Genomic DNA, 18,537 nt, shown 5'->3' with positions numbered 1-18,537 from the left:
TCAATAGAATAATATTAGTACTGACTCATCAATTGTATTTCACGCTACCTCATTGCCCACATCTTTACAAAGTTGACATAAAAGATAGATATTTACATTATTTACAATTGGTTAGGTAAGTCAGCGTTAATGGTTTCCAAATAAGATATACCAGCTTGAATGAGATCGCAAATGATAATGATTTTCATTTGATCTATTTTTTTGTCTCAGGTAAAGTGCCGAAAAATAACAAAACGGCAGTCTCGAAATTCTAATCCTAACCAAGTGGATTGCAGATGAGACGCTATTGATACTTACCTTGAGGATTGAAAAATGACTAAGAAGCCTGTTGTAGTCGCTATGGCAATGGCTCTAAGCTCGGGCGCATTTGCTGCGCAAACTCAGCAAGTCTCTGAGCAGCAAATAACTGAGTTTGATGAAGTGCTTGTCACCGCGACTCGTGTAAGCGAGAAAGCATCGGAAACTAGCCGCAGCGTGGCAGTCGTTACTGAAGAGCAATTGCAGGAGTCGCAACCTTCATCGGTTGCCCAGGCATTGAAAAATGAAGCTAACGTTAATGTGAGCAATGGTCCTCGTGCTTCATCTCAAGGCGTTGAGATCCGTGGTCTTGGTGGCCAGCGAGTGCTGCAAACTATTGATGGTGCTCGTCAAAACACAAATTCAGGCCATCGCGGCACCTACTTTATGGATCCTGAGCTTTTAAGTTCGGTCGAAGTGGTTCGTGGCCCTGCTAGTAGTTTATGGGGCAGCGGGGCGATTGGTGGCGTCGTTGCGCAAAATACCAAGTCGGCAGCAGACTTTTTAGACGAAGAAGACAGCTTTGGTGGCTACCTTAAGCAAGGTTATGAATCTAACGGCGACCGCATTAAAACCAGTGGTGCGATTTACGGCTTAACCCAAACTGATGCAGCTGGCAAGGTAGATTGGTTACTCAATGGTAGCTACTACGACAGCAACAATATCAAAATTGGTAATGATAAAACGCTAGAGAACAGTGCGTCGCAAGGCACAAGTGGTCTAGCAAAATTTGGCTGGGAGCCAACGGATGAACAGCGCCTGCAACTGTCTGCACGTTTTTCTGATACTGACGAGTTAGTACCGAGTAACCCAGCGACTAACGTCGGCACCTCGGTACCTTTAGTTAAGCGTAAAACCCAAGATCAAAACGTGACGTTAGATTACAGCCTAAACCCGACAGATAACGCCTTACTTGACTTAAATGCCACCCTGTATTGGAACGGTACCGATTACGATGAAGATCGCGTCACTAAAAACCAATTTGATAGCACTGAATATGAAACTCTAGGTTTTAGTCTTAGTAATAGCTCTACGCTAGGTAATACTGTACTGACATACGGTGTTGATGGTTATCAGGACTCAATTAAAACAGTACGTGATGACAGCGGCCAATTTGGCCAACGTCCAGATGATATAGACGGCGACACCACAGTTTGGGGTGCATTTACTCGTGCCGATATTGAGTTAACAGAGACTTGGTCTGTGGACGCTGCTGTGCGTTACGACGCTTTTGAAAACCAGAGTAACAACCTTAATCAGTCATCGGATGATAGCGCATTTTCCCCTTCAGTTGGCCTAGTGTGGAAGACCACTGATTGGTTAACTTTGAGCGCACGTTACGATCAAGCATTCCGCGCCCCAAGCATGGAAGAGATGTACTCAACAGGTACCCACTACTGTATTCCAGCTATTCCAGGTTTCTTGCCGAACGGCCTATGTAACACCTTTGAGATCAACCCAGACCTTAAAGCTGAGCAAGCAGAAAACAAAGAAATTAAAGCCGATTTACGTTTTGCCAATCTAGCGGGTAATGACGAGCTTGCCATTACGCTTAACGTGTTTAGAAATGACGTAGATGACTTTATCGAGCAATCAGTTTCGAATCCATTAATGGGCATCCCCGGCTTTGAGCAAACCACCTCTTGGGACAATGTTGATGAAGCTAAACTGACTGGTTTTGAGTTTTCAACTCGCTACCGTTATGAGCAAACTCGCGTGAGCTTCAACTACGGTCAAACCGAAGGCAAAGACAAGGCTACAGACGAATACTTATCAAACATTCCCGCTAAGAAGTTAGCGATTGACCTTTCACAAGGGATCATGGAAGGCGATATGAAGGTTGGTACTCGCTTTACTTATGTTGCCGAGCAAGATCAGCTACCAGTAGATAACGTAAATCAGTACGACTCTTACAAACTATGGGATATGTATGTGGCATGGGAGCCAGCCATGGGCACATTTGAAGGTCTACGAGTCGACTTCGCAGTAGAAAACATTGGTGATGAGGAATATCGCCAAGCGTGGCAAACCTTGTATGAACAAGGCAGGAATTTCAAGTTGTCAGCGCGCTATAACTTCTAAGTTAAGTTATGCCAATCCGGGGCCGACTCAGAGAATATAAATGAGTTGGCCTCTTTGTCGTTTAGTTAACTAACGCATAGTTAACAAGCGCTTAGTTAATCATCACTTAGTTAATTGGAGATATTCCATGTCAGTCCCTGTATCAGTGTCAGTCGAACAAATTCGTCAGCATATAGAAAACAATCCTGCTGCTATGCCAAGCCAAATTGCCGCAGAGCTTAATATTAGCGAGTTTGATGTGGTATCAGCATTGCCCGTTGAACAGATTACTATCCTACCCTTAGCCGAGAAAGATGCGTTATTAGCCGAGCTACCAGAGTGGGGCAATATGACCACGATTGTGTCGGCATCGGGCAGTATTTTTGAATTTAAAGGCAGTTTTCCAAAGGGAAAATATGCCCATGGTTATTACAACTTAATCACTAAAGGCGACGGTCTTCATGGTCACTTAAAGCTAGATGTGATTACTGCGATTGCCCTCATTAGCAAACCCTTTAGAGGCACCGAAAGTCACTCTATTAACTTCTTTGGTTCGCAGGGGGAAGTGGTGTTTAAGGTGTACTTGGGCCGGGATAAAAAGCGCGTATTACTGCCAGAGCAAGTTGCCCGCTTTAATCAATTGAAGCAACAAGTATTAACCACGACCGCTTAAGCTATTCGAATAAACCTTAAAATAAGAGAGTAGAGTAATGACTATAGAAAAAGAACAAAGATTACGAGAAAAGCTGTTACCAGAAATTGAAGCTTTTAAGGCTGAGCGCTCAACACTGCAGCTTGCGACTCAGGATGCTGATGGTGTACCTAATGCAAGTTACGCCCCTTTCGCTTTAGCCGATGACGGTTTTTATATTTTAGTCAGTGAGCTTGCGCGTCATGGCACAAACCTAAAAGCCTCAAAGCAGTTGTCTGTGATGCTGTTAGAAGATGAAGCGGAAGCAAAAACTGTGTTTGCCCGTAAACGTTTGACCTTCGATGCCACTGCAGAATTAGTGGCGCGTGACAGCGAAACCTTTACCAAAGGGGTTGCAGCATTGTCGGCGCGTTTTGGCGAGATGATCGATAATCTAGCCGGATTGGGCGATTTTAACTTGTTTAAGTTAAATCCACATCACGGTCTGTACGTTAAAGGTTTCGGTCAGGCATTTAGCCTATCAGGTGCGGAGTTGTTGGACGTTGATTGGAAGCGTGATGGCCACCATGGCACTCCAAAGACTGATATAGCACAAGATGATCTGGAGTTAGCTGAAGCTGCTAATTAGGCTTATCACTTATACCATTGTGATTTCGTGATATTAGATTGCGAGCTAAATAAAAGTATTCTGATACAAATAAACATTGCCCGCCTTTGCGCGGGTTTTGTTATTCTGCTGTTGTTTTCATTTTAACCTGAGTAAAGGTTAGGGATATTGCATTGAATCAAAACGCTTCCTCTGTCGCCAAAGCCGAGCCTCATACATCGACGTCTAAGGCTGACAGCCCCCAATCACCGGCCCCCCACGTTAGCAAGCGTGCGGTGTTACCTTGGATAGCTGCCTTTTTAAAGCCTTATCGTACTAAAGTTATCACTGCGATTATTTTCCTGTTTATTGGTTCATTGGCCTGGTTGTCACTGGGGCAAGGCGTGCGTCTAATGGTTGATGAGGGTTTTTTAAACGAGAACGGATCACGTCTAAATGAAATTATCTTGCTAGTGATAGGCATTACTGCGCTGAGTAGCAGTGCTATTTTTTGCCGTTTTTATTTAATGACTTGGCTCGGTGAGCGCGTTAGCGCCGATATACGTTTAAAAGTGTATGACCATCTACTAAAGCTCTCTCCGGGGTTTTACGCCAAGCTGAGAACTGGTGAGATCATCTCCCGCTTTACTGCCGACTCAACCTTGCTGCAATCGGTTGTTGGCTCGAGTCTGTCTATGATGCTAAGAGCCAGTGTGACCGTGATTGGCGGTATCGTAATGATGGCAATCACCAGCATTAAAATGACCGGATTAGTACTATTAGCCGTGCCTATGGTGCTGGGCCCCATCTTCTTCTTTGGGCGCAAGGTGCGTGATTTATCGCGTAAGAGTCAAGATAAGGTGGGTGACTTAGGCGCCTATGTGGATGAGACCTTACATGAGATCCATACCGTGCAGGCTTACTCCCATGAAGACCAAGACCGAGCATTATTTAATAACCGCGTCGAAGCTGTGATGGACGCCGCTAAGGGCAGGATTAAATATCGATCGATATTAATTTCCTTAGTGATGTTCCTAAGTATCTTGGCTATTGCGCTAGTCACTTGGGTCGGTGCCCATGATGTGATGAGTGGTGCGATTAGTGCTGGTGAGCTATCGGCCTTTATGTTCTATGCGGTCATGGTGGCAGGCTCAGTGGCAACCATCAGTGAAGTTATCGGTGAAATACAGCGCGCAGCTGGTGCTACCGAGCGATTAATTGAGCTGATTGAAACCCCTATTGATATTCCTGTTGTAGCAAGCCCACTCGAGCTCGTTACGCCTGTTCGCGGCGACCTCAAGCTGAAACAAGTCCACTTTAGCTATAGCAATATGGGGAATAACGAGAACCAGCCCGGTAGCGCAGATGCGAACAGCCTTGAGCAGGTTAACAGCCCTGAGCGGATTGGTGAGAGTAGCAGCCCTGAGCTTGAAAATAGCCCTGAGCTTGAAAGCAGCCTTGAGCGTATTAATGAGAGTAGCAGCCCTGAGCAGGTTAACAGCACTGAGTCAATAAAGAGCTCAGAGCGAGTTCCTAGCAACAGTGAAGATGAAGTCATTCGTGGCCTCAATATTCATATTAAGCCTGGTGAGCGTGTCGCCTTAGTTGGCGCTAGCGGCGCGGGTAAAAGCACCCTGTTTGAACTGCTGCAGCGTTTTTATGTGCTGAATAGCGGTTCAATTGAACTCGATGGTGTCGATATCGCCAAGCTCACGCCACAAACCTTGCGCCAGCAATATGCCTTAGTGCCACAAGAGTCGGTGATTTTTGCCAGCAGTGTATTAGATAATGTGCGCTATGGCCGCACCGATGCGACTGAAGAAGAGGTGAGACAAGCCTGTATTGCCGCAAAAGCCGATGAGTTTATTAGCGAGTTTACAGATGGTTATCAAACCTACTTAGGTGAGCGAGGCGTACGTTTATCCGGTGGCCAAAAACAGCGTATCGCCATTGCCCGAGCCATATTAGCCGACCGACCGATTCTGTTACTAGACGAGGCCACAAGCGCGCTCGATGCGGTGAGTGAGCACAAGGTAAAGCTGGCGCTCGACAGCTTGATGGCAGGCAAAACCACCTTAATCATCGCCCACAGGCTAGCCACAGTTATCAATGTTGATCGCATATTGGTATTGAATAAGGGCCAAGTTGTCGCCAGCGGCACTCATAGCGAGCTGATGCAAAGCAGTGAGCTATACCAAGAGTTTGCCAGCTTGCAGCTGCTAACTGATGACAGCTAACTGAACGGTGCAAGAGTGCAAGGCCTCTGTTTATTAACACAAGTACAGACTGTTTTGTTATCCCATTATGTAGGGAGACGATACAAACTGATACCCATTGGTGTCAGATGATAAGGTACTTTAGTGGGGTTTTTAGTTCATTTAAAAGGATTTTTTATGAAACGACTAAAGCTAATCAAGCGACTCATGCAAATTAGACGACTAGGACAGCAGAAGCAACAGAAGCAAGCTAGCCTAATCGCCGGGTTATTGCTAAGTGCGCTAACCATGTCTCCTTCTGTAGCCCTTGCTGAGGGCAAAGAGGCCGAGCAAGAGGCGGGAGGCAAAGAGCTAACGGCGCCAACACTTAATACGGCGACAGCAGGGCTGGAGCAAGCCTTGCCTGAGCCTGAAAAACCACAACGAGGTGATACCCGAGTCGTCGTTCAGGTGCGTGATGGTTGGCAGTATACTTATCATCAAAGATTCGAAAAAAATGGAACTTGGTTTACCTTGGAGATGAATCAACGTCTTATTGATAAGTAGCGCTTTATTAGAGCAACAAGTCATTGACTTGTTGCTCTAATCATTTCATTACTTGTGGCTTGCGTTACTTACGCAGCTTTTACCTTGGAACTACTTGCGTAACTTTTACCTTTGAACTACTTGCGTAGTTCGCGTCTCAAAATTTTGCCGACGGTAGACTTAGGCAGAACTTCAACAAATTCGATGATTTTAGGTACCTTATAGGCGGCAAGTTGCTCACGGCAGTAGCTATCTATCATAGTGATGGCTTGGTCTTTGTCTGCATGGCTATCATTGAGCACGATTACGGCTTTCACCGCTTCACCGCTGCGTTCATCGTTAACGCCAATCACGGCACATTCCAAAATAGCATCATGGTTAGATAAGATATCTTCGACCTCATTTGGGTAAACATTAAAGCCAGAGACGATAATCATATCTTTCTTGCGATCGACGATTTTATGAAAGCCATCTTCAGTAGCAATAGCAATATCCCCGGTCTTAAAGAAGCCTGTTTTGGTCATCACTTTGTCGGTCTCAGTCTGGTTATTCCAGTAACCTAGCATCACCTGCGGACCAAATACCGCAAGCTCACCCGTTTCACCAATGGCCACTTCGTTATCATCCATATCCAAGATTTTCACTTGAGTAGCAATCACTGGCTTACCTATGGTGCCGAGTTGCTCAAGTCCTGGTGAGTTGAGTGATACCACGGGTGAGGTTTCCGATAAGCCGTAGCCCTCAGAGATGGTGCAGCCTGTTGTTTGCTGCCAAATGTTAGCCGCCGCTTGGGTGAGTGCGGTGCCGCCAGAAATGGTGACTTTAAGGTGACTAAAGTCCAGCGCCTTAAATTCGGGCTGGTGACAAAGGCCAACAAACAAGGTGTTAAGACCTGCAAAGCCGGTAAAAGGATACTTTGATAGGGTTGAAATTAGCCCAGCTATATCTCGCGGATTAGGGATTAATACCGAGCAGCCGCCGCGCTCATAATAAAGCACCAGATTCACCATAAAGGCGTAGATATGATACACAGGTAATGGCGCGACGAAGATCTCCTCACCTTCAATAATTCGGCTACCTAAACGAGACTTAATTTGCATCGCATTGGCGATTAAATTGCCGTGGGTCAGCATGGCGCCTTTTGAAAGACCTGTGGTGCCACCTGTGTACTGCAAGGCTGCAATCTGGCCGAGCACGCTGATAACTGGCGCGTAGGTAAGCTGTTCTCCTTTTGCTAACACCTCACAAAAAGGCACTGTAGCAAAGGGGACTTCAGGTTGTGGCTGCGGCGCGATTAAATCCATCGCATGGGTTGAGATGACAGTTTCGATACCTGTGTTCTCAACCACTTCAGTTAATGTGGGTAATAAGTCAGACAGTACCACTAAGGCCTTGGCGCCCGAGTCGTTGAACTGGTGAATGAGTTCGCGCTGAGTATAGAGTGGATTGGTATTAACCAGCACCATTCCTGCCTTGATTGCACCGTAAGCCGCGATAACAAACTGGGTAATGTTGGGCAGCTGAATGGCAATTCTGTCTCCTTGTACTAGGTTGGTTTCCTGCTGGAGATAAGCGGCAAACTGGCGTGAATAGCGGTTGATTTCGTTAAAGCTAGTTTCTTGACCAAGGCATGAATAAGCAGCCTTGTCACCGTAGCGGGCACTGGCAAGCTCTATTAGATCGATAAGGGAAGCGTAACGCGATAGGTCTAGAGTTGAGTCTGAATCGTATGCCATTGAATTGCCCTTTAGCTGGTTTACTATTTTTGTGGTGATGCTTATTTTTAAATCAAACAAGCGTTTAGATTAGTGTGATCCAAGCCCAAAGGTCAATGGGCTAAGTCGAAAGAAGTCGAAAGAAGTTGAAATAAATTGTTTCCTTCTAGCGGTATTAAATCCATGCTTATCGGCTTGTAAGGATTAGACTTTTTGCTCTAAATGTAAGGGGCCGGAAAAGCTGAGACGGTTTTAGGTGAGTAGAACGGCCTGCGGCCTAGGGAACGTGACTACGTCACTACAGAACGCTGCGCTTACGGTACGAACAAGGGCCTAGGTAAAACAGAAACAGCAGGTTCTAGGAACTGCAAAGATGGAGAAAGCAAAGAAACGCTAAAGGTAGTGATTTTTGCTTTTGCTCTTCCTCTTCCTAGTAGGGCGAAGCCCGTCCTCGAAGCTCTGCGCCCAAGAACCTAGTACCTTCTTTTAAACCATTAAATCGGCGCGAAGAAGCTCGACTCTTGGGAGGCTTGAGCATAGTTATGTTGCTCGGCAATGGTAAAGGTGATCTCATTGCGAGCACCTGCGAGTAATTCTGGCGTAGCAATGACCGTAACGGGGTAATCTAATTGTTCGCCGGGTTCTATCTTTAAGTTCGCTTGGCCAACGAGTCGATAACCGCTATTGCCCGAAACATAGACGCGATAAAACCTAGTCTGTTGAGTCTTGTTGCGGATCTTAAGGGTGTAACTGTTCTCGATTGTTGCATCATTGGTTTCTCTATATAGGCTCTGTCTATCTCGGATAACGTTTAGCTCTATGTTACTGCGACTATAGATATCGGCTACGATCACCGTCAACATCAATAAGGCAGCGATCCCGTAGCCAATAAATTTGTAAGACTCATAAAAGGGTTCAGCCTTTCCTGATAAGGCGTTTTCACTTGTGTAACCGATAAGATTGCGCTGATAGCCAAACTTGTCCATCGTCTGGTTACAGGCATCGACACAGGCACCACAATCGATACATTCATACTGCAGGCCATTGCGGATATCGATTCCGGTAGGGCAGACCTCCACACACAAGTTGCAATCGACACAATCCCCCAAGATGGCATTTACTGTACTTGAGGCCTCAAGGTTCGCGGCTAATAAGTTTGCGCTATTGAGGGCTTGATTACGCTTGCGTGGCCCGCGGTTCTCTCCTCGCGCAGCATCATAGGTAACTGTCTTGGTATTGGAATCGAACATCACAGACTGAAAGCGGGCGTAGGGACAACAATGAAGACACATCTGCTCGCGCATCCAACCTGCATTTAGGTAGGTACAGATTGCGAAGAACCACACCCAGGTAGTGACCCAAAAGCTGGCGCCAAAGCTGAAAATATCGATATAGAGTTCACGTGCTGGCACGAAATAGGCGATGAAGCCACAACCTGTCAACAGCGCTACTGCGCCCCAAACATAGTGTTTTAACAGTCGCTTCTTGAGTTTATCACCGCTCCAAGGGGCTTTATCTAAGGCGAAACGTTTATTACGGTTACCTTCGATGCGGGTTTCAACCCAGACATAGATAAAGGTCCAGGCGGTCTGAGGGCAAAGGTAGCCACACCAGACTCTTCCCCAGAAAACGGTGATAAAGAAAAGTAGGAACGCGGCGGTAATAAATACCCAAGCTAGAATGGTAAAGTCTTGCGGCCAGAGGGTGGTACCAAAAAAGAAAAACTGCTGCTGATTAAGATCAAAGAGAATGGCCTGACGCTCCTCATAAGAGATAAATGGCAGTAGAAAAAACAGTGCTACCAGCAAGCTATTCATGCCGGTTCTTATCTTCTGGAAATCCCCTTTCTGCTGACGAATATGGATCTTACTGCTCTGAGGTTTACTTGATAAAACAGTTACTGGGATCCGCTGTTCTCTTGCTGGGTTATCTATCGTGTTATTCACGTTCTTTTTTTGCATAAGACTTCTCTACTGGACGCATTTTGTGTTCGCAGTAACCAGAGCACTGCGTGACGATATCGTTACTCAGCGTATCTGCAAGCCTTAGGCCAAAATCTATAAGATGTTAGCTATTGATTTTGTTGAATAATATATTACGACGGGTTTGTTGCGCTCACGGTATATCGTGCCTTGGTGATATATCGTGAGCTCTGAGCTTGAGATCTGGACTTGAGCTCAGGGATCGAGAGCCGGATGCTAGAGCCAGATAGACAGCCTACGAGTTAGGCTAAGGTCTAGTGAAGGCGGTGCTATCTAAGGCGGCGTTAGCTTAGACGGGGCGAGAAATGGCCAATTTATTCATCCGTGAACGTAAGGTGCTCGGTGGAAGGCCTAACAATGCCGCTGCGCCGCTTGCCCCTGATATCCGCCATTGGGTTTGCTTGAGTACATGCAAAATATGTTGGCGTTCCACCTCTTGTAAGGTTTGGCTGGTCGCTAGGGGAGGATTTTCAGCTTGATCTGCAAACTGTAGCTGTGAGAACTCCAGTACTGGCCCTTGGGATAAAATCATCTCACGCTCCAAGACATTTTGCAGCTCACGTACGTTTCCCGGCCAACTGTGTTGCATGAGTTTGGTCATGCCTTTGTGGCTAACTTGGGTGACCTTCTTACCTAGCTTGCGGTTTAAGTCTTGAATGAGATGGCTGACTAATTCAGGGATATCGCTTAATCGTAGCCTCAATGGCGGTACCACGATGGGAAACACATTGAGGCGATAATAGAGATCCATACGGAACAAGCCTTGTTCTACACGCTTAAGCAGATCATGGTGAGTTGCGGTAATGAGGCGAATGTCTACCTTGATGGTTTGGCTACTGCCTACGCGCTCAAATTCCTGCTCCTGGATCACCCGCAGTAGTTTAGACTGGGCTTCTAGGCTGAGCTCGGCTACTTCGTCTAGAAACAGCGTGCCTTGGTGAGCCAGTTCAAATCGCCCTTTACGGCGGCTGGTGGCACCTGTGTATGCCCCTTTTTCATGGCCAAATAGTTCACTCTCTAACAAGGCGCTGGAAAAGGCGGCGCAGTTGACGCTGATTAATGGCTTATCTGCGCGGTTACTCAAGCGATGTAAGTTGCGGGCGACTAACTCTTTGCCTGTGCCATTTTCGCCACTGATCAATACCGTACTCTCGGTATTGGAAACGAGTTTAATTTGCTGAATTAGCTGATTCATCGGCTGGCTGCTACCTGAGATCTCAACATCCCCAGTTCTATCTGCCAGTTCTAGTTGTAGGTATTGGTTTTCAAACGACAGCTTTTCCGATAGGGCTTGTACTTGCTCGAGCGCCTGACGTAATGAATGCTCAGTTTGCTTCTGAATACTGATGTCACGAAATATCGCGACCACGCCAATTAATACGCCATCTTTGTACACTGGGGTAGAGGTGTAATGCACCGGAAAGCTGGTGCCGTCTTTGCGCCAGAAGACTTCATGAGAGATCTCACGGGCAGTGCCGTCGATTAAGGTGTTATAAATCGGGCAGTCATCTTTATGGTAATGGCTACCATCGCTGTGGCTATGGTGATGACAATCATGGATATTCTTGCCTAGTAACTCATGGGATTGCCAGCCTGTCATTCGCTCGGCAGCGGGATTAATAAAAACCGCATTACCCGCTAAATCGAAACCGTAAATGCCTTCGCTGACCGCGTTCAGAATGAGTTGGTTCTCGGGAAGAAAATCATCGTGACTGGTTTTCTTTTCAAGGTTTATGGCAGACATGTTGAGCCCTGTGTACGCAGCAATTTGTCGCCACAGTATACGCAAAAGTGATAGCTAAAAAAATAAGGCCACGAAATAACGTGACCTTATTGTTTTTATTGTAACGCAGCGATAGGAGACCTAAATTGATGACCTTTAGATTTTAGCCTTTTGTAGCCCTTGTAGAACAGATTCCATCGTCAGCTGGGTGGGCAGTATGATGCCGTCAGGTGCTCCAGGGCCGTAGACTTTATTATAAGGCGTGCCGCCGCGACCTTGCATTCGCATATAATCTTCAACGACTGCATTAGGCTCAGTCCAGTCACCCAACATTAAAATAATATTGTCTGCAGCTAGGGCGTTAACTATTTTTTCTCTGTGGGTAACACCAACTTTGTTGGCATAACAGATGTTGCACCAATCTGCCGTTACATCAACAAATACAGTGTAACCTTGGTCTACAAGAGGTTGAATTTGACTAGGTGTTAAGGTTTGCCAATGCAGCTTTTTGTAGGCGTCGTAATCTTCGCCGTAGTTAATAAAAGCAAATACACTGCCGACACACATTGCCATAAAACCAAGTACCACAATCACGCCATTAGGGATGATCTTGCCTTTGATTTTTAGCCAGATAAGCGAAGCAATGCTCAAGCAAAGTAGACTGAAAAAGACCAGAATGGAAATAGAGATGCTATCCATGAAAACTCCATAAAATGAAACAATGACTATTGATTTGTGATAACTGTGCGTAGCCAGCTTAAACGCAATTAATGACCTATTCTGCATCAGTTAAATGAAAATTACCTGAGTTACGTGAAAATTCTATATGGAGCTTGTCACAGATTAGTCGTTGTTACATGGCGACGGCTAAAGCTTAAATCTCTCGCTTAGACAGGGTGTTGAGCGCTTATCAGGGCTTTATCTGCTCATTATCCAAGTTTTAGTTAGACTCTTATTTCACTGCTAGATTTAACACTAGATTTGACTGCTAATTTAGCCTCGGATTTCACCTGCTAGTTGTGATCTGCCTGCAGAGATCCTGTATATTGTGGCGATTACAAATAACTGAAACAGGTTAAGGCCAATACGTGAACAAAAATAATAATCGAGGCAAGCAATGACTATTAGTGCTTGGCTAGGCTTGTTAGCTATCTGCTGTTTAGGGGCCATGTCACCGGGGCCGAGTCTGGCTATGGTAGTGAGACATACCTTAGGTGGAGGTAGAGGTAAAGGCATCATCTGCGCTTGGGCGCACTCAATTGGTATTGGTGTTTATGCTTTGCTGACTTTATTAGGCTTAGCGGTATTGCTAAAGCAGGCGCCTATGGTGTTTAACGGTATTGCGATTATAGGTGCGCTTTATCTTGCGTATATGGGCGTGCAGGCGCTGCGCTCAAAAGGCGGCATGTCAGATAAGCTAGCAGCTGGTGAGTCGACCGATGTCTTTACCGCGGCGCGTGATGGCTTAGCTATTTCACTGTTTAACCCCAAAATAATGTTGTTTTTTTTGGCGCTGTTTAGCCAGTTTGTGCTGGTTGCAGACAATATGACGGGCAAGGTCTTGATTGTATTAACGCCGCTGATTGTTGATGGCCTTTGGTACACGCTTATCGCCTTACTGCTTTCTCACTCGTCAGTGCTGCCTAAACTTAGAGAAAAAGCAGCCCTAATTGATAAACTATCGGGTGTAGTGCTTATTTTGTTGGCGGTGCGAGTAGTTGTGACGCTTTAGATATTACAGATACAAAAAACGCCATCAATTTGATGGCGTTTTTTCGTTAAGCGTTTAATGCACTTGTAACCGATAGCGATTAAGAGGTGAATACCTGTACGGCATCATCTTTAGCTGGTTCTGGCTCACGAGATTGGACAGGGTTCTTGATATGGTCTTCAAGATTGTCACTTAGCATGGCTTTATATTCATCGGTAAACCATTCAAGTGCATTATCTTTCTCGGCAGCAAGATCTGATGACTTCAATGCGGCTTCAAATGCGTTGAATCGAGAGGCGGCAAAACGCATAGCCGTGCCGACTTTACCTACATCTTGCTCTTTACCCGCAAGTTCGTTTGCCAATGCAATGAATTGATCGGCTAGTTCAAAAATGGTGGTTTCTTTTTTAGCTTCTGACATCTTGCTTATGCTCTTGTTTACCTAGGATAGTGTCTCGATTCTAACTTAAACGAGACATTAATGAATCATTGTTATTAACTAATGGGATCTGAATCGGTAATAACGCTGCCGTTACGGGAGTCATAATAGATAGACATGGTCTGTTGTGGAAGATAGAAGTAACGGCACTGATCGGGGCTAATATAGCTCGCTAAATAGTCCGCATCAGGCGTATTGGCTGAATCCGATACCACTGGTGCATCTTGTAAAATAGTGCGCCAAACAGATATACAGTCAGCAACGTTATTAAGTCTCGGGCTTGACTCGAAAGGTGGGTAATTTTGCGCCGGAAAGCCCCATTGGTTGATATCCAACTGTCCATTACTACCATCAGCAAAGACTTGCAGGTTATCGACTGGGCCAATAGCGCCTTTAGATGCCCACTTAACGTTGGCTAAGCTGATCCCACCTTTAAAGGCTGCCCCCGTGGCCTGCACGCTGGCAATTTCGGCATCTTGGCTAAGATTGATAAACTTGGAAGCGGCGATAACGGCTAAGATCGCTAAAACGATGATAACGACAACCATTTCAATGAGGGTAAATCCTGAAGATGTTGTGTTTCTAACCATAAATCAGTCCGTTATTTTAAGTTGATGCTCTCGTTTTACCCAAGCAGACCTATTCTGATTTCATCTAAGCAGGTTTATGCTAGCTGCTCGGATCTGAGTCCACCACAACGCTACCATTATTCGAGTTGTAAGTAATTGATAGGTTAGGGTTGTCTGTATAGCTGAACATACAAACAGCTGGTACAGAGCTATCGTAACTGACTTTATAGTCGGTTTCATCCGCGGAATTCGATTTTGAAACCGTGGGTTCTTTGTTTTGAAAAAGTACTTCCCACACCGAGATACAGTCTTCAACGTTATCCAGCTTAGGCGATTCTTCATCATCGGTATAGTAATGCTGGGCAGGCCAGCCGTTAGCATTGAAGTCGACGTGATTGTCATCTGAGTCTCCAAATACCGGAAGATTTTCAGCTGGACCATCTCCCACCTTCACCGCCCAAACGGCTCTTGCTAAATCGATCCCCGATTTAAAGGCGCCACCAGTAGCTTTAACATGCGAAACCTGTGCATCTTCAGAAAGGCTCAGAAACTTAGGTGCGGCAACAACGGCGAGAATGCCTAAAATGATAATCACAACAACCAGCTCAATTAGCGTGAAACCTGAGTGTCGTTGAGAGGATTGGGCTGGAGAGTACATCGATTGCCGTCCTAAGGAATAAAGAGGCGCTATATTAACACTGACAATTTTTAATACCAATGATAAAAGGTTGGTTTTTGTCGTAGAAGATGCTGCCCTAGATGATAAATTTGTTAGTGCTTACTTGCTGCTAAATCCTTATTCAAGCCAATGTGTGTACTAGGATTGCATTTTGAGGGGGATTTACAAAACGGTGATTGCATGGGATGCCGCGAGCTTTTAAGCTTAGGCAAATTTTTACCTTGAGGTCAGATCATGACGGCGCACTCTAGCTGGTCATCGTTTATAAACGAACAGCAGCAACAAGACTATTTCCAATCCTTACAGCTGTTTGTTGAAGCCGAACGCGCAGCGGGCAAGGTTATTTATCCGCCTGAGAGCGAAGTGCTGGCCGCATTTGACTCGACGCCATTGGATAAGGTACGCGTGGTGCTAATAGGGCAAGACCCTTATCATGGTCCCGGGCAGGCACATGGCTTGTGTTTCTCAGTTAAACACGGAGTTAAGACGCCGCCGTCCTTGGTGAATATGTATAAAGAGCTGGCAACAGATATTGATGGTTTCAGTATTCCAGAGCATGGCAACCTGAGTCACTGGGCCGAGCAGGGAATATTGATGCTCAATACCGTGTTAACCGTCGAGCAGGGCAAGGCGCACTCCCACGCTAAATCGGGTTGGGAAACTTTTACTGCCAATGCGCTTGAGTTACTGAATCAACAAGCTCAACCGATAATCTTTGTGCTTTGGGGCGCTCACGCCATTAAAAAGGGTAAAGTGATTAACGCACCGCAGCATCAGGTTATCTCGGGGCCGCACCCATCGCCGTTATCGGCCTATCGTGGATTCTTTGGTTGTCAGCATTTCTCAAAAATTAATGCGATCTTGCAAGCTAGAGGCGAAGTGCCGATAGACTGGCAGGTATAATTGTCAGCGATACAAACAAAAAGAGCGCATTGCGCTCTTTTTACTTTATCTAGCTCTGCCTCAATTAGCGTACTTAATTGTTACCCCACCAAGAAATAGATCCCGGAGCCGATGCAAGTTAGGCAAATACCTAGGTTAATCGTTTTAGGCCAGTTAACAACCTTTTCCAGTAAGACAAGAATCGATAGCGCTAAGATCCAACCTATATGCATCACGCCGACTACCAGTAGTAAAGCCATTAATAGCCAGCAGCAGCCCACGCAATATAATCCGTGTTTGAGCCCCATCTTAACTGCGCCTAATTTTCCCTCCTGCCATTGGGTCATAAGAAAGTTAAGTGGCGAGCGACAGTAATTTAAACACTGTTGCTTCAAGGGGGAGATCTGATAGATACCGATAAGGATTAATAAAATACCACTGGCGATATCATTACTGCTTTTCATCATAGGCGTCATCAACGCCAGTTCATGTAACTGCCATTGCATCAGGGTGATAACTAGGCTGTAGAGACTCCAAACGAGCAGATAACCTAAGATAAACAGGTTCGATGAGACAAATTCGGCAGATCTCTGTAGGCGTGTGCGGTTTATTTTCGCGAATAGCAAAATCATCGGCGTGGCAGAGGGCATCATCATGCCGGCCATCATCACGGCCCACATAACAAACACCATGGTGAGTTCATATAAATGCCAGTGGGGCGACATGACCATGGTCATATCAAATAGCATGTAATACCAGCTCAGTCCGGTTAATAGCAGAATGCTCAGCCAGGTTATTGGAGAGTGAAGGTGATGAGTCATTTGCGAAAAATTAACCATTGGCTAATCTCTTCGCTGTCGAAGAGCTTCTCTGTTAAAGGCGACTATCCGTTTGGCCATTGCACATTGGCCTTAGCGGCAAACTTGCCGGCATGGTTAAAGCTTAAGGCGTCATGTTTAAGCCACATGGTTTCGGTTGTGCCAATGCGGCCGTCATTCCACATAAAGCCATTATCTGGAAAGCTAATATGTACGTGTTGATTCTCGCCAGTCACAGGGTTGATTAGTGGTTTTTGCTGGACCTGCATTACACCTTCCACATTGAAAGAAGCATTGTCTTCACTGGTATCCATATTGATATCGACAATGACTGGGCCAATGACTGTGGTAAACGTTGTTGCTAGGGCTTCTAATGGCATGCCACCAGCTGCACCTGAAAATATAGTAGCTAAGGCTGTGACCTGCTCTTCACTGGCACTCGAGTCGATAAACAGTATGCAGGTACCGTTACCTTCATGGATAGCTCCAGGCCATTTTACGGCGATAGCAACTTTTAAACCGTCAAGCTTGAGCTCATTGTGATGACCCTGATTGACCTTAAATCCGAGTAAGGCTTCGCAGGATCCGAAGTCAGGAAAACCAGCAAATTGGCAGCCGCAACCGTGGTTACAGTTACAAGTTTCTATCTGGTGCATATTCAGCGACCAGTTATTATCTGCACTCATGATGCATATCCAAAAGTGAAAAGGGTGCTGTTAAGTATAGCCATGAACAATTGTGGAGGTCAGATGGGGTAGAATCTAAGTTAGCTGCAAGAGCTGTGGTGACAGTGGTGATTTGTAACTTGTTGTTTTTAAGTGATATGAGAGCAAAGCATATAGCTGAAAGGCTTAAACAAATTCCTTTCAGCAGTAATAAGTCTAATAACTACTATTGCTCAAAGCTATAGCAGTGACTAGGAGTGAAAATAAATGGCAAAGGTACATCCCAATGCTCACATGGCAGGGCCTCGACTTGTTGGCAATCATGGGCATAGCCGATAGGCAAAGGTCTATGTTGCTGCTGCCAATTGCTGAGGCTTCTATCATAATAACCACCGCCCATGCCCATTCTGTTGCCTTGCAGATCAAAGGCGACTAACGGCGTGATCACCACATCCAGCTGATGAGTGAGGATCATCTGAGTGATATCCAGTTTTGGCTCCCAAATCCCCAAGTGATTCTTTAGCAGTTGGGTACCTTTGTCGTAGCGCAAAAATAGCAAGTTTCCTGCGCTGAAGGGGTGCAGTCTAGGGAGGTAAACATCAACCCCGTTTTGCCAAAGCCCATCGATTAATGGTTGCGTATCGAGTTCGCCATCATTACTTAGATACAAGGCCACACACTTGACCTTGCGTGATATTAGCGCCTCCAGTGTGTGCTTGGCTGCCAATTGTGAACAAGCAAGCTGCTGCTCATCCGACAATGATCGCCGAGCTTGACGGATCTGCAGGCGAAGCGCTTTGCGAGTCGATTGAATATTGGCTGTGGATGAAAACTGAGACGGCAGCTGTGATGGCATAACATAGGCTCTCCTATCAATAACCTAAGCAGCTTAGCATACAAAAGAAGATCCTAGGGAAGGCAAAGAAAGGTCTTAGGTTCTAGGAACAGCTAAGACGGTGCAAGCTGAGAGGGTAAGGCAGGTCCTAAGCTCTACAACCTTCACTTGAACACAGTTGT

The 18,537-nt window shown here is 45.8% G+C and carries 17 protein-coding genes; 7 read left to right on the top strand and 10 right to left on the bottom strand.

Annotation, left to right across the window (positions count from 1 at the left end; genetic code table 11):
- Positions 1–345: 345 nt before the first annotated feature.
- From SPEA_RS17545 to SPEA_RS17525, 5 genes are all read left to right on the top strand, one after another.
- Positions 346–2,379, top strand: coding sequence for a TonB-dependent hemoglobin/transferrin/lactoferrin family receptor (locus SPEA_RS17545; RefSeq protein ID WP_398353688.1), 2,034 nt, complete (start codon positions 346–348; stop codon positions 2,377–2,379).
- Positions 2,380–2,506: 127 nt separating this feature from the next.
- Positions 2,507–3,031 carry a heme utilization cystosolic carrier protein HutX gene (hutX, locus tag SPEA_RS17540; protein ID WP_012156540.1) on the top strand — a complete coding sequence of 175 codons (525 nt, stop codon included), beginning with the start codon at positions 2,507–2,509 and terminating at the stop codon, positions 3,029–3,031.
- 37 nt (positions 3,032–3,068) lie between these two features.
- On the top strand, positions 3,069–3,638 hold the full coding sequence (gene hutZ / locus SPEA_RS17535) for a heme utilization protein HutZ (RefSeq protein ID WP_012156539.1): 570 nt from the start codon (positions 3,069–3,071) through the stop codon (positions 3,636–3,638).
- A 152-nt stretch (positions 3,639–3,790) separates the two neighbouring features.
- Entirely contained in the window at positions 3,791–5,833 is a 2,043-nt protein-coding gene (locus SPEA_RS23410; RefSeq protein ID WP_012156538.1) for an ABC transporter transmembrane domain-containing protein, read from the top strand.
- Positions 5,834–5,989: 156 nt separating this feature from the next.
- Positions 5,990–6,358, top strand: coding sequence for a hypothetical protein (locus tag SPEA_RS17525; RefSeq protein WP_012156537.1), 369 nt, complete (start codon positions 5,990–5,992; stop codon positions 6,356–6,358).
- 116 nt (positions 6,359–6,474) lie between these two features.
- Here the strand turns inward: SPEA_RS17525 and SPEA_RS17520 are convergent, their stop codons facing one another.
- From SPEA_RS17520 to SPEA_RS17505, 4 genes are all read right to left on the bottom strand, one after another.
- A complete protein-coding gene (locus tag SPEA_RS17520; RefSeq protein ID WP_012156536.1) occupies positions 6,475–8,073 on the bottom strand; it encodes an AMP-binding protein in 1,599 nt (532 codons plus the stop codon).
- Positions 8,074–8,546: 473 nt separating this feature from the next.
- Positions 8,547–10,013: a cytochrome c oxidase accessory protein CcoG gene (gene ccoG / locus SPEA_RS17515; RefSeq protein WP_012156535.1), complete on the bottom strand. Its 1,467-nt coding sequence runs from the start codon at positions 10,011–10,013 to the stop codon at positions 8,547–8,549.
- Positions 10,014–10,323: 310 nt separating this feature from the next.
- Positions 10,324–11,778, bottom strand: coding sequence for a sigma-54 interaction domain-containing protein (locus tag SPEA_RS17510; protein WP_012156534.1), 1,455 nt, complete (start codon positions 11,776–11,778; stop codon positions 10,324–10,326).
- 135 nt (positions 11,779–11,913) lie between these two features.
- Complete coding sequence (locus SPEA_RS17505) at positions 11,914–12,456, bottom strand: thioredoxin family protein (protein WP_012156533.1); 543 nt, start codon at positions 12,454–12,456, stop codon at positions 11,914–11,916.
- Between the two features lie 418 nt (positions 12,457–12,874).
- On the opposite strand from SPEA_RS17505, the gene SPEA_RS17500 reads away from it, so the two are divergent.
- Positions 12,875–13,489, top strand: coding sequence for a LysE family translocator (locus SPEA_RS17500; RefSeq protein ID WP_012156532.1), 615 nt, complete (start codon positions 12,875–12,877; stop codon positions 13,487–13,489).
- Positions 13,490–13,568: 79 nt separating this feature from the next.
- Here the strand turns inward: SPEA_RS17500 and SPEA_RS17495 are convergent, their stop codons facing one another.
- The 3 genes from SPEA_RS17495 to SPEA_RS17485 all read right to left on the bottom strand — a co-directional run bounded on the left by SPEA_RS17495 (position 13,569) and on the right by SPEA_RS17485 (position 15,134).
- Positions 13,569–13,889 (bottom strand): DUF3144 domain-containing protein, encoded by a 321-nt coding sequence (locus tag SPEA_RS17495; RefSeq protein WP_012156531.1) that lies wholly within the window; start codon positions 13,887–13,889, stop codon positions 13,569–13,571.
- Between the two features lie 74 nt (positions 13,890–13,963).
- Positions 13,964–14,497, bottom strand: coding sequence for a type II secretion system protein (locus SPEA_RS17490; RefSeq protein ID WP_012156530.1), 534 nt, complete (start codon positions 14,495–14,497; stop codon positions 13,964–13,966).
- Positions 14,498–14,576: 79 nt separating this feature from the next.
- A complete protein-coding gene (locus SPEA_RS17485; protein ID WP_012156529.1) occupies positions 14,577–15,134 on the bottom strand; it encodes a type II secretion system protein in 558 nt (185 codons plus the stop codon).
- A gap of 255 nt (positions 15,135–15,389) precedes the next feature.
- Between SPEA_RS17485 and ung the strand changes: the two genes are divergently transcribed.
- Positions 15,390–16,058, top strand: coding sequence for a uracil-DNA glycosylase (gene ung, locus SPEA_RS17480; protein ID WP_012156528.1), 669 nt, complete (start codon positions 15,390–15,392; stop codon positions 16,056–16,058).
- Between the two features lie 80 nt (positions 16,059–16,138).
- Here ung and SPEA_RS17475 read toward each other — a convergent pair whose 3' ends face one another.
- The 3 genes from SPEA_RS17475 to SPEA_RS17465 all read right to left on the bottom strand — a co-directional run bounded on the left by SPEA_RS17475 (position 16,139) and on the right by SPEA_RS17465 (position 18,376).
- A complete protein-coding gene (locus SPEA_RS17475; RefSeq protein ID WP_012156527.1) occupies positions 16,139–16,876 on the bottom strand; it encodes a DUF2182 domain-containing protein in 738 nt (245 codons plus the stop codon).
- 44 nt (positions 16,877–16,920) lie between these two features.
- Positions 16,921–17,541 (bottom strand): DUF1326 domain-containing protein, encoded by a 621-nt coding sequence (locus SPEA_RS17470; RefSeq protein ID WP_012156526.1) that lies wholly within the window; start codon positions 17,539–17,541, stop codon positions 16,921–16,923.
- Positions 17,542–17,746: 205 nt separating this feature from the next.
- On the bottom strand, positions 17,747–18,376 hold the full coding sequence (locus tag SPEA_RS17465) for a 5-formyltetrahydrofolate cyclo-ligase (RefSeq protein ID WP_012156525.1): 630 nt from the start codon (positions 18,374–18,376) through the stop codon (positions 17,747–17,749).
- Positions 18,377–18,537: the final 161 nt, after the last annotated feature.

The organism is Shewanella pealeana ATCC 700345 (genome assembly GCF_000018285.1).
Lineage (GTDB): Bacteria > Pseudomonadota > Gammaproteobacteria > Enterobacterales > Shewanellaceae > Shewanella > Shewanella pealeana.
This window is presented reverse-complemented; position numbering and strand designations above follow the sequence as displayed.

Coding starts and splice junctions, on each gene's coding strand:
- SPEA_RS17500 (WP_012156532.1), top strand. CDS start 12,875: ATGACTATTAGTGCTTGGCTAGGCTTGTTAGCTATCTGCTGTTTAGGG.
- SPEA_RS17545 (WP_398353688.1), top strand. CDS start 346: ATGGCTCTAAGCTCGGGCGCATTTGCTGCGCAAACTCAGCAAGTCTCT.
- SPEA_RS17470 (WP_012156526.1), bottom strand. CDS start 17,541: ATGAGTGCAGATAATAACTGGTCGCTGAATATGCACCAGATAGAAACT.
- ccoG (WP_012156535.1), bottom strand. CDS start 10,013: ATGCAAAAAAAGAACGTGAATAACACGATAGATAACCCAGCAAGAGAA.
- ung (WP_012156528.1), top strand. CDS start 15,390: ATGACGGCGCACTCTAGCTGGTCATCGTTTATAAACGAACAGCAGCAA.
- SPEA_RS17505 (WP_012156533.1), bottom strand. CDS start 12,456: ATGGATAGCATCTCTATTTCCATTCTGGTCTTTTTCAGTCTACTTTGC.
- SPEA_RS17475 (WP_012156527.1), bottom strand. CDS start 16,876: ATGGTTAATTTTTCGCAAATGACTCATCACCTTCACTCTCCAATAACC.
- SPEA_RS17490 (WP_012156530.1), bottom strand. CDS start 14,497: ATGGTTAGAAACACAACATCTTCAGGATTTACCCTCATTGAAATGGTT.
- SPEA_RS17520 (WP_012156536.1), bottom strand. CDS start 8,073: ATGGCATACGATTCAGACTCAACTCTAGACCTATCGCGTTACGCTTCC.
- SPEA_RS17495 (WP_012156531.1), bottom strand. CDS start 13,889: ATGTCAGAAGCTAAAAAAGAAACCACCATTTTTGAACTAGCCGATCAA.
- SPEA_RS17485 (WP_012156529.1), bottom strand. CDS start 15,134: ATGTACTCTCCAGCCCAATCCTCTCAACGACACTCAGGTTTCACGCTA.
- SPEA_RS17465 (WP_012156525.1), bottom strand. CDS start 18,376: ATGCCATCACAGCTGCCGTCTCAGTTTTCATCCACAGCCAATATTCAA.
- SPEA_RS17510 (WP_012156534.1), bottom strand. CDS start 11,778: ATGTCTGCCATAAACCTTGAAAAGAAAACCAGTCACGATGATTTTCTT.
- SPEA_RS17525 (WP_012156537.1), top strand. CDS start 5,990: ATGAAACGACTAAAGCTAATCAAGCGACTCATGCAAATTAGACGACTA.
- hutX (WP_012156540.1), top strand. CDS start 2,507: ATGTCAGTCCCTGTATCAGTGTCAGTCGAACAAATTCGTCAGCATATA.
- hutZ (WP_012156539.1), top strand. CDS start 3,069: ATGACTATAGAAAAAGAACAAAGATTACGAGAAAAGCTGTTACCAGAA.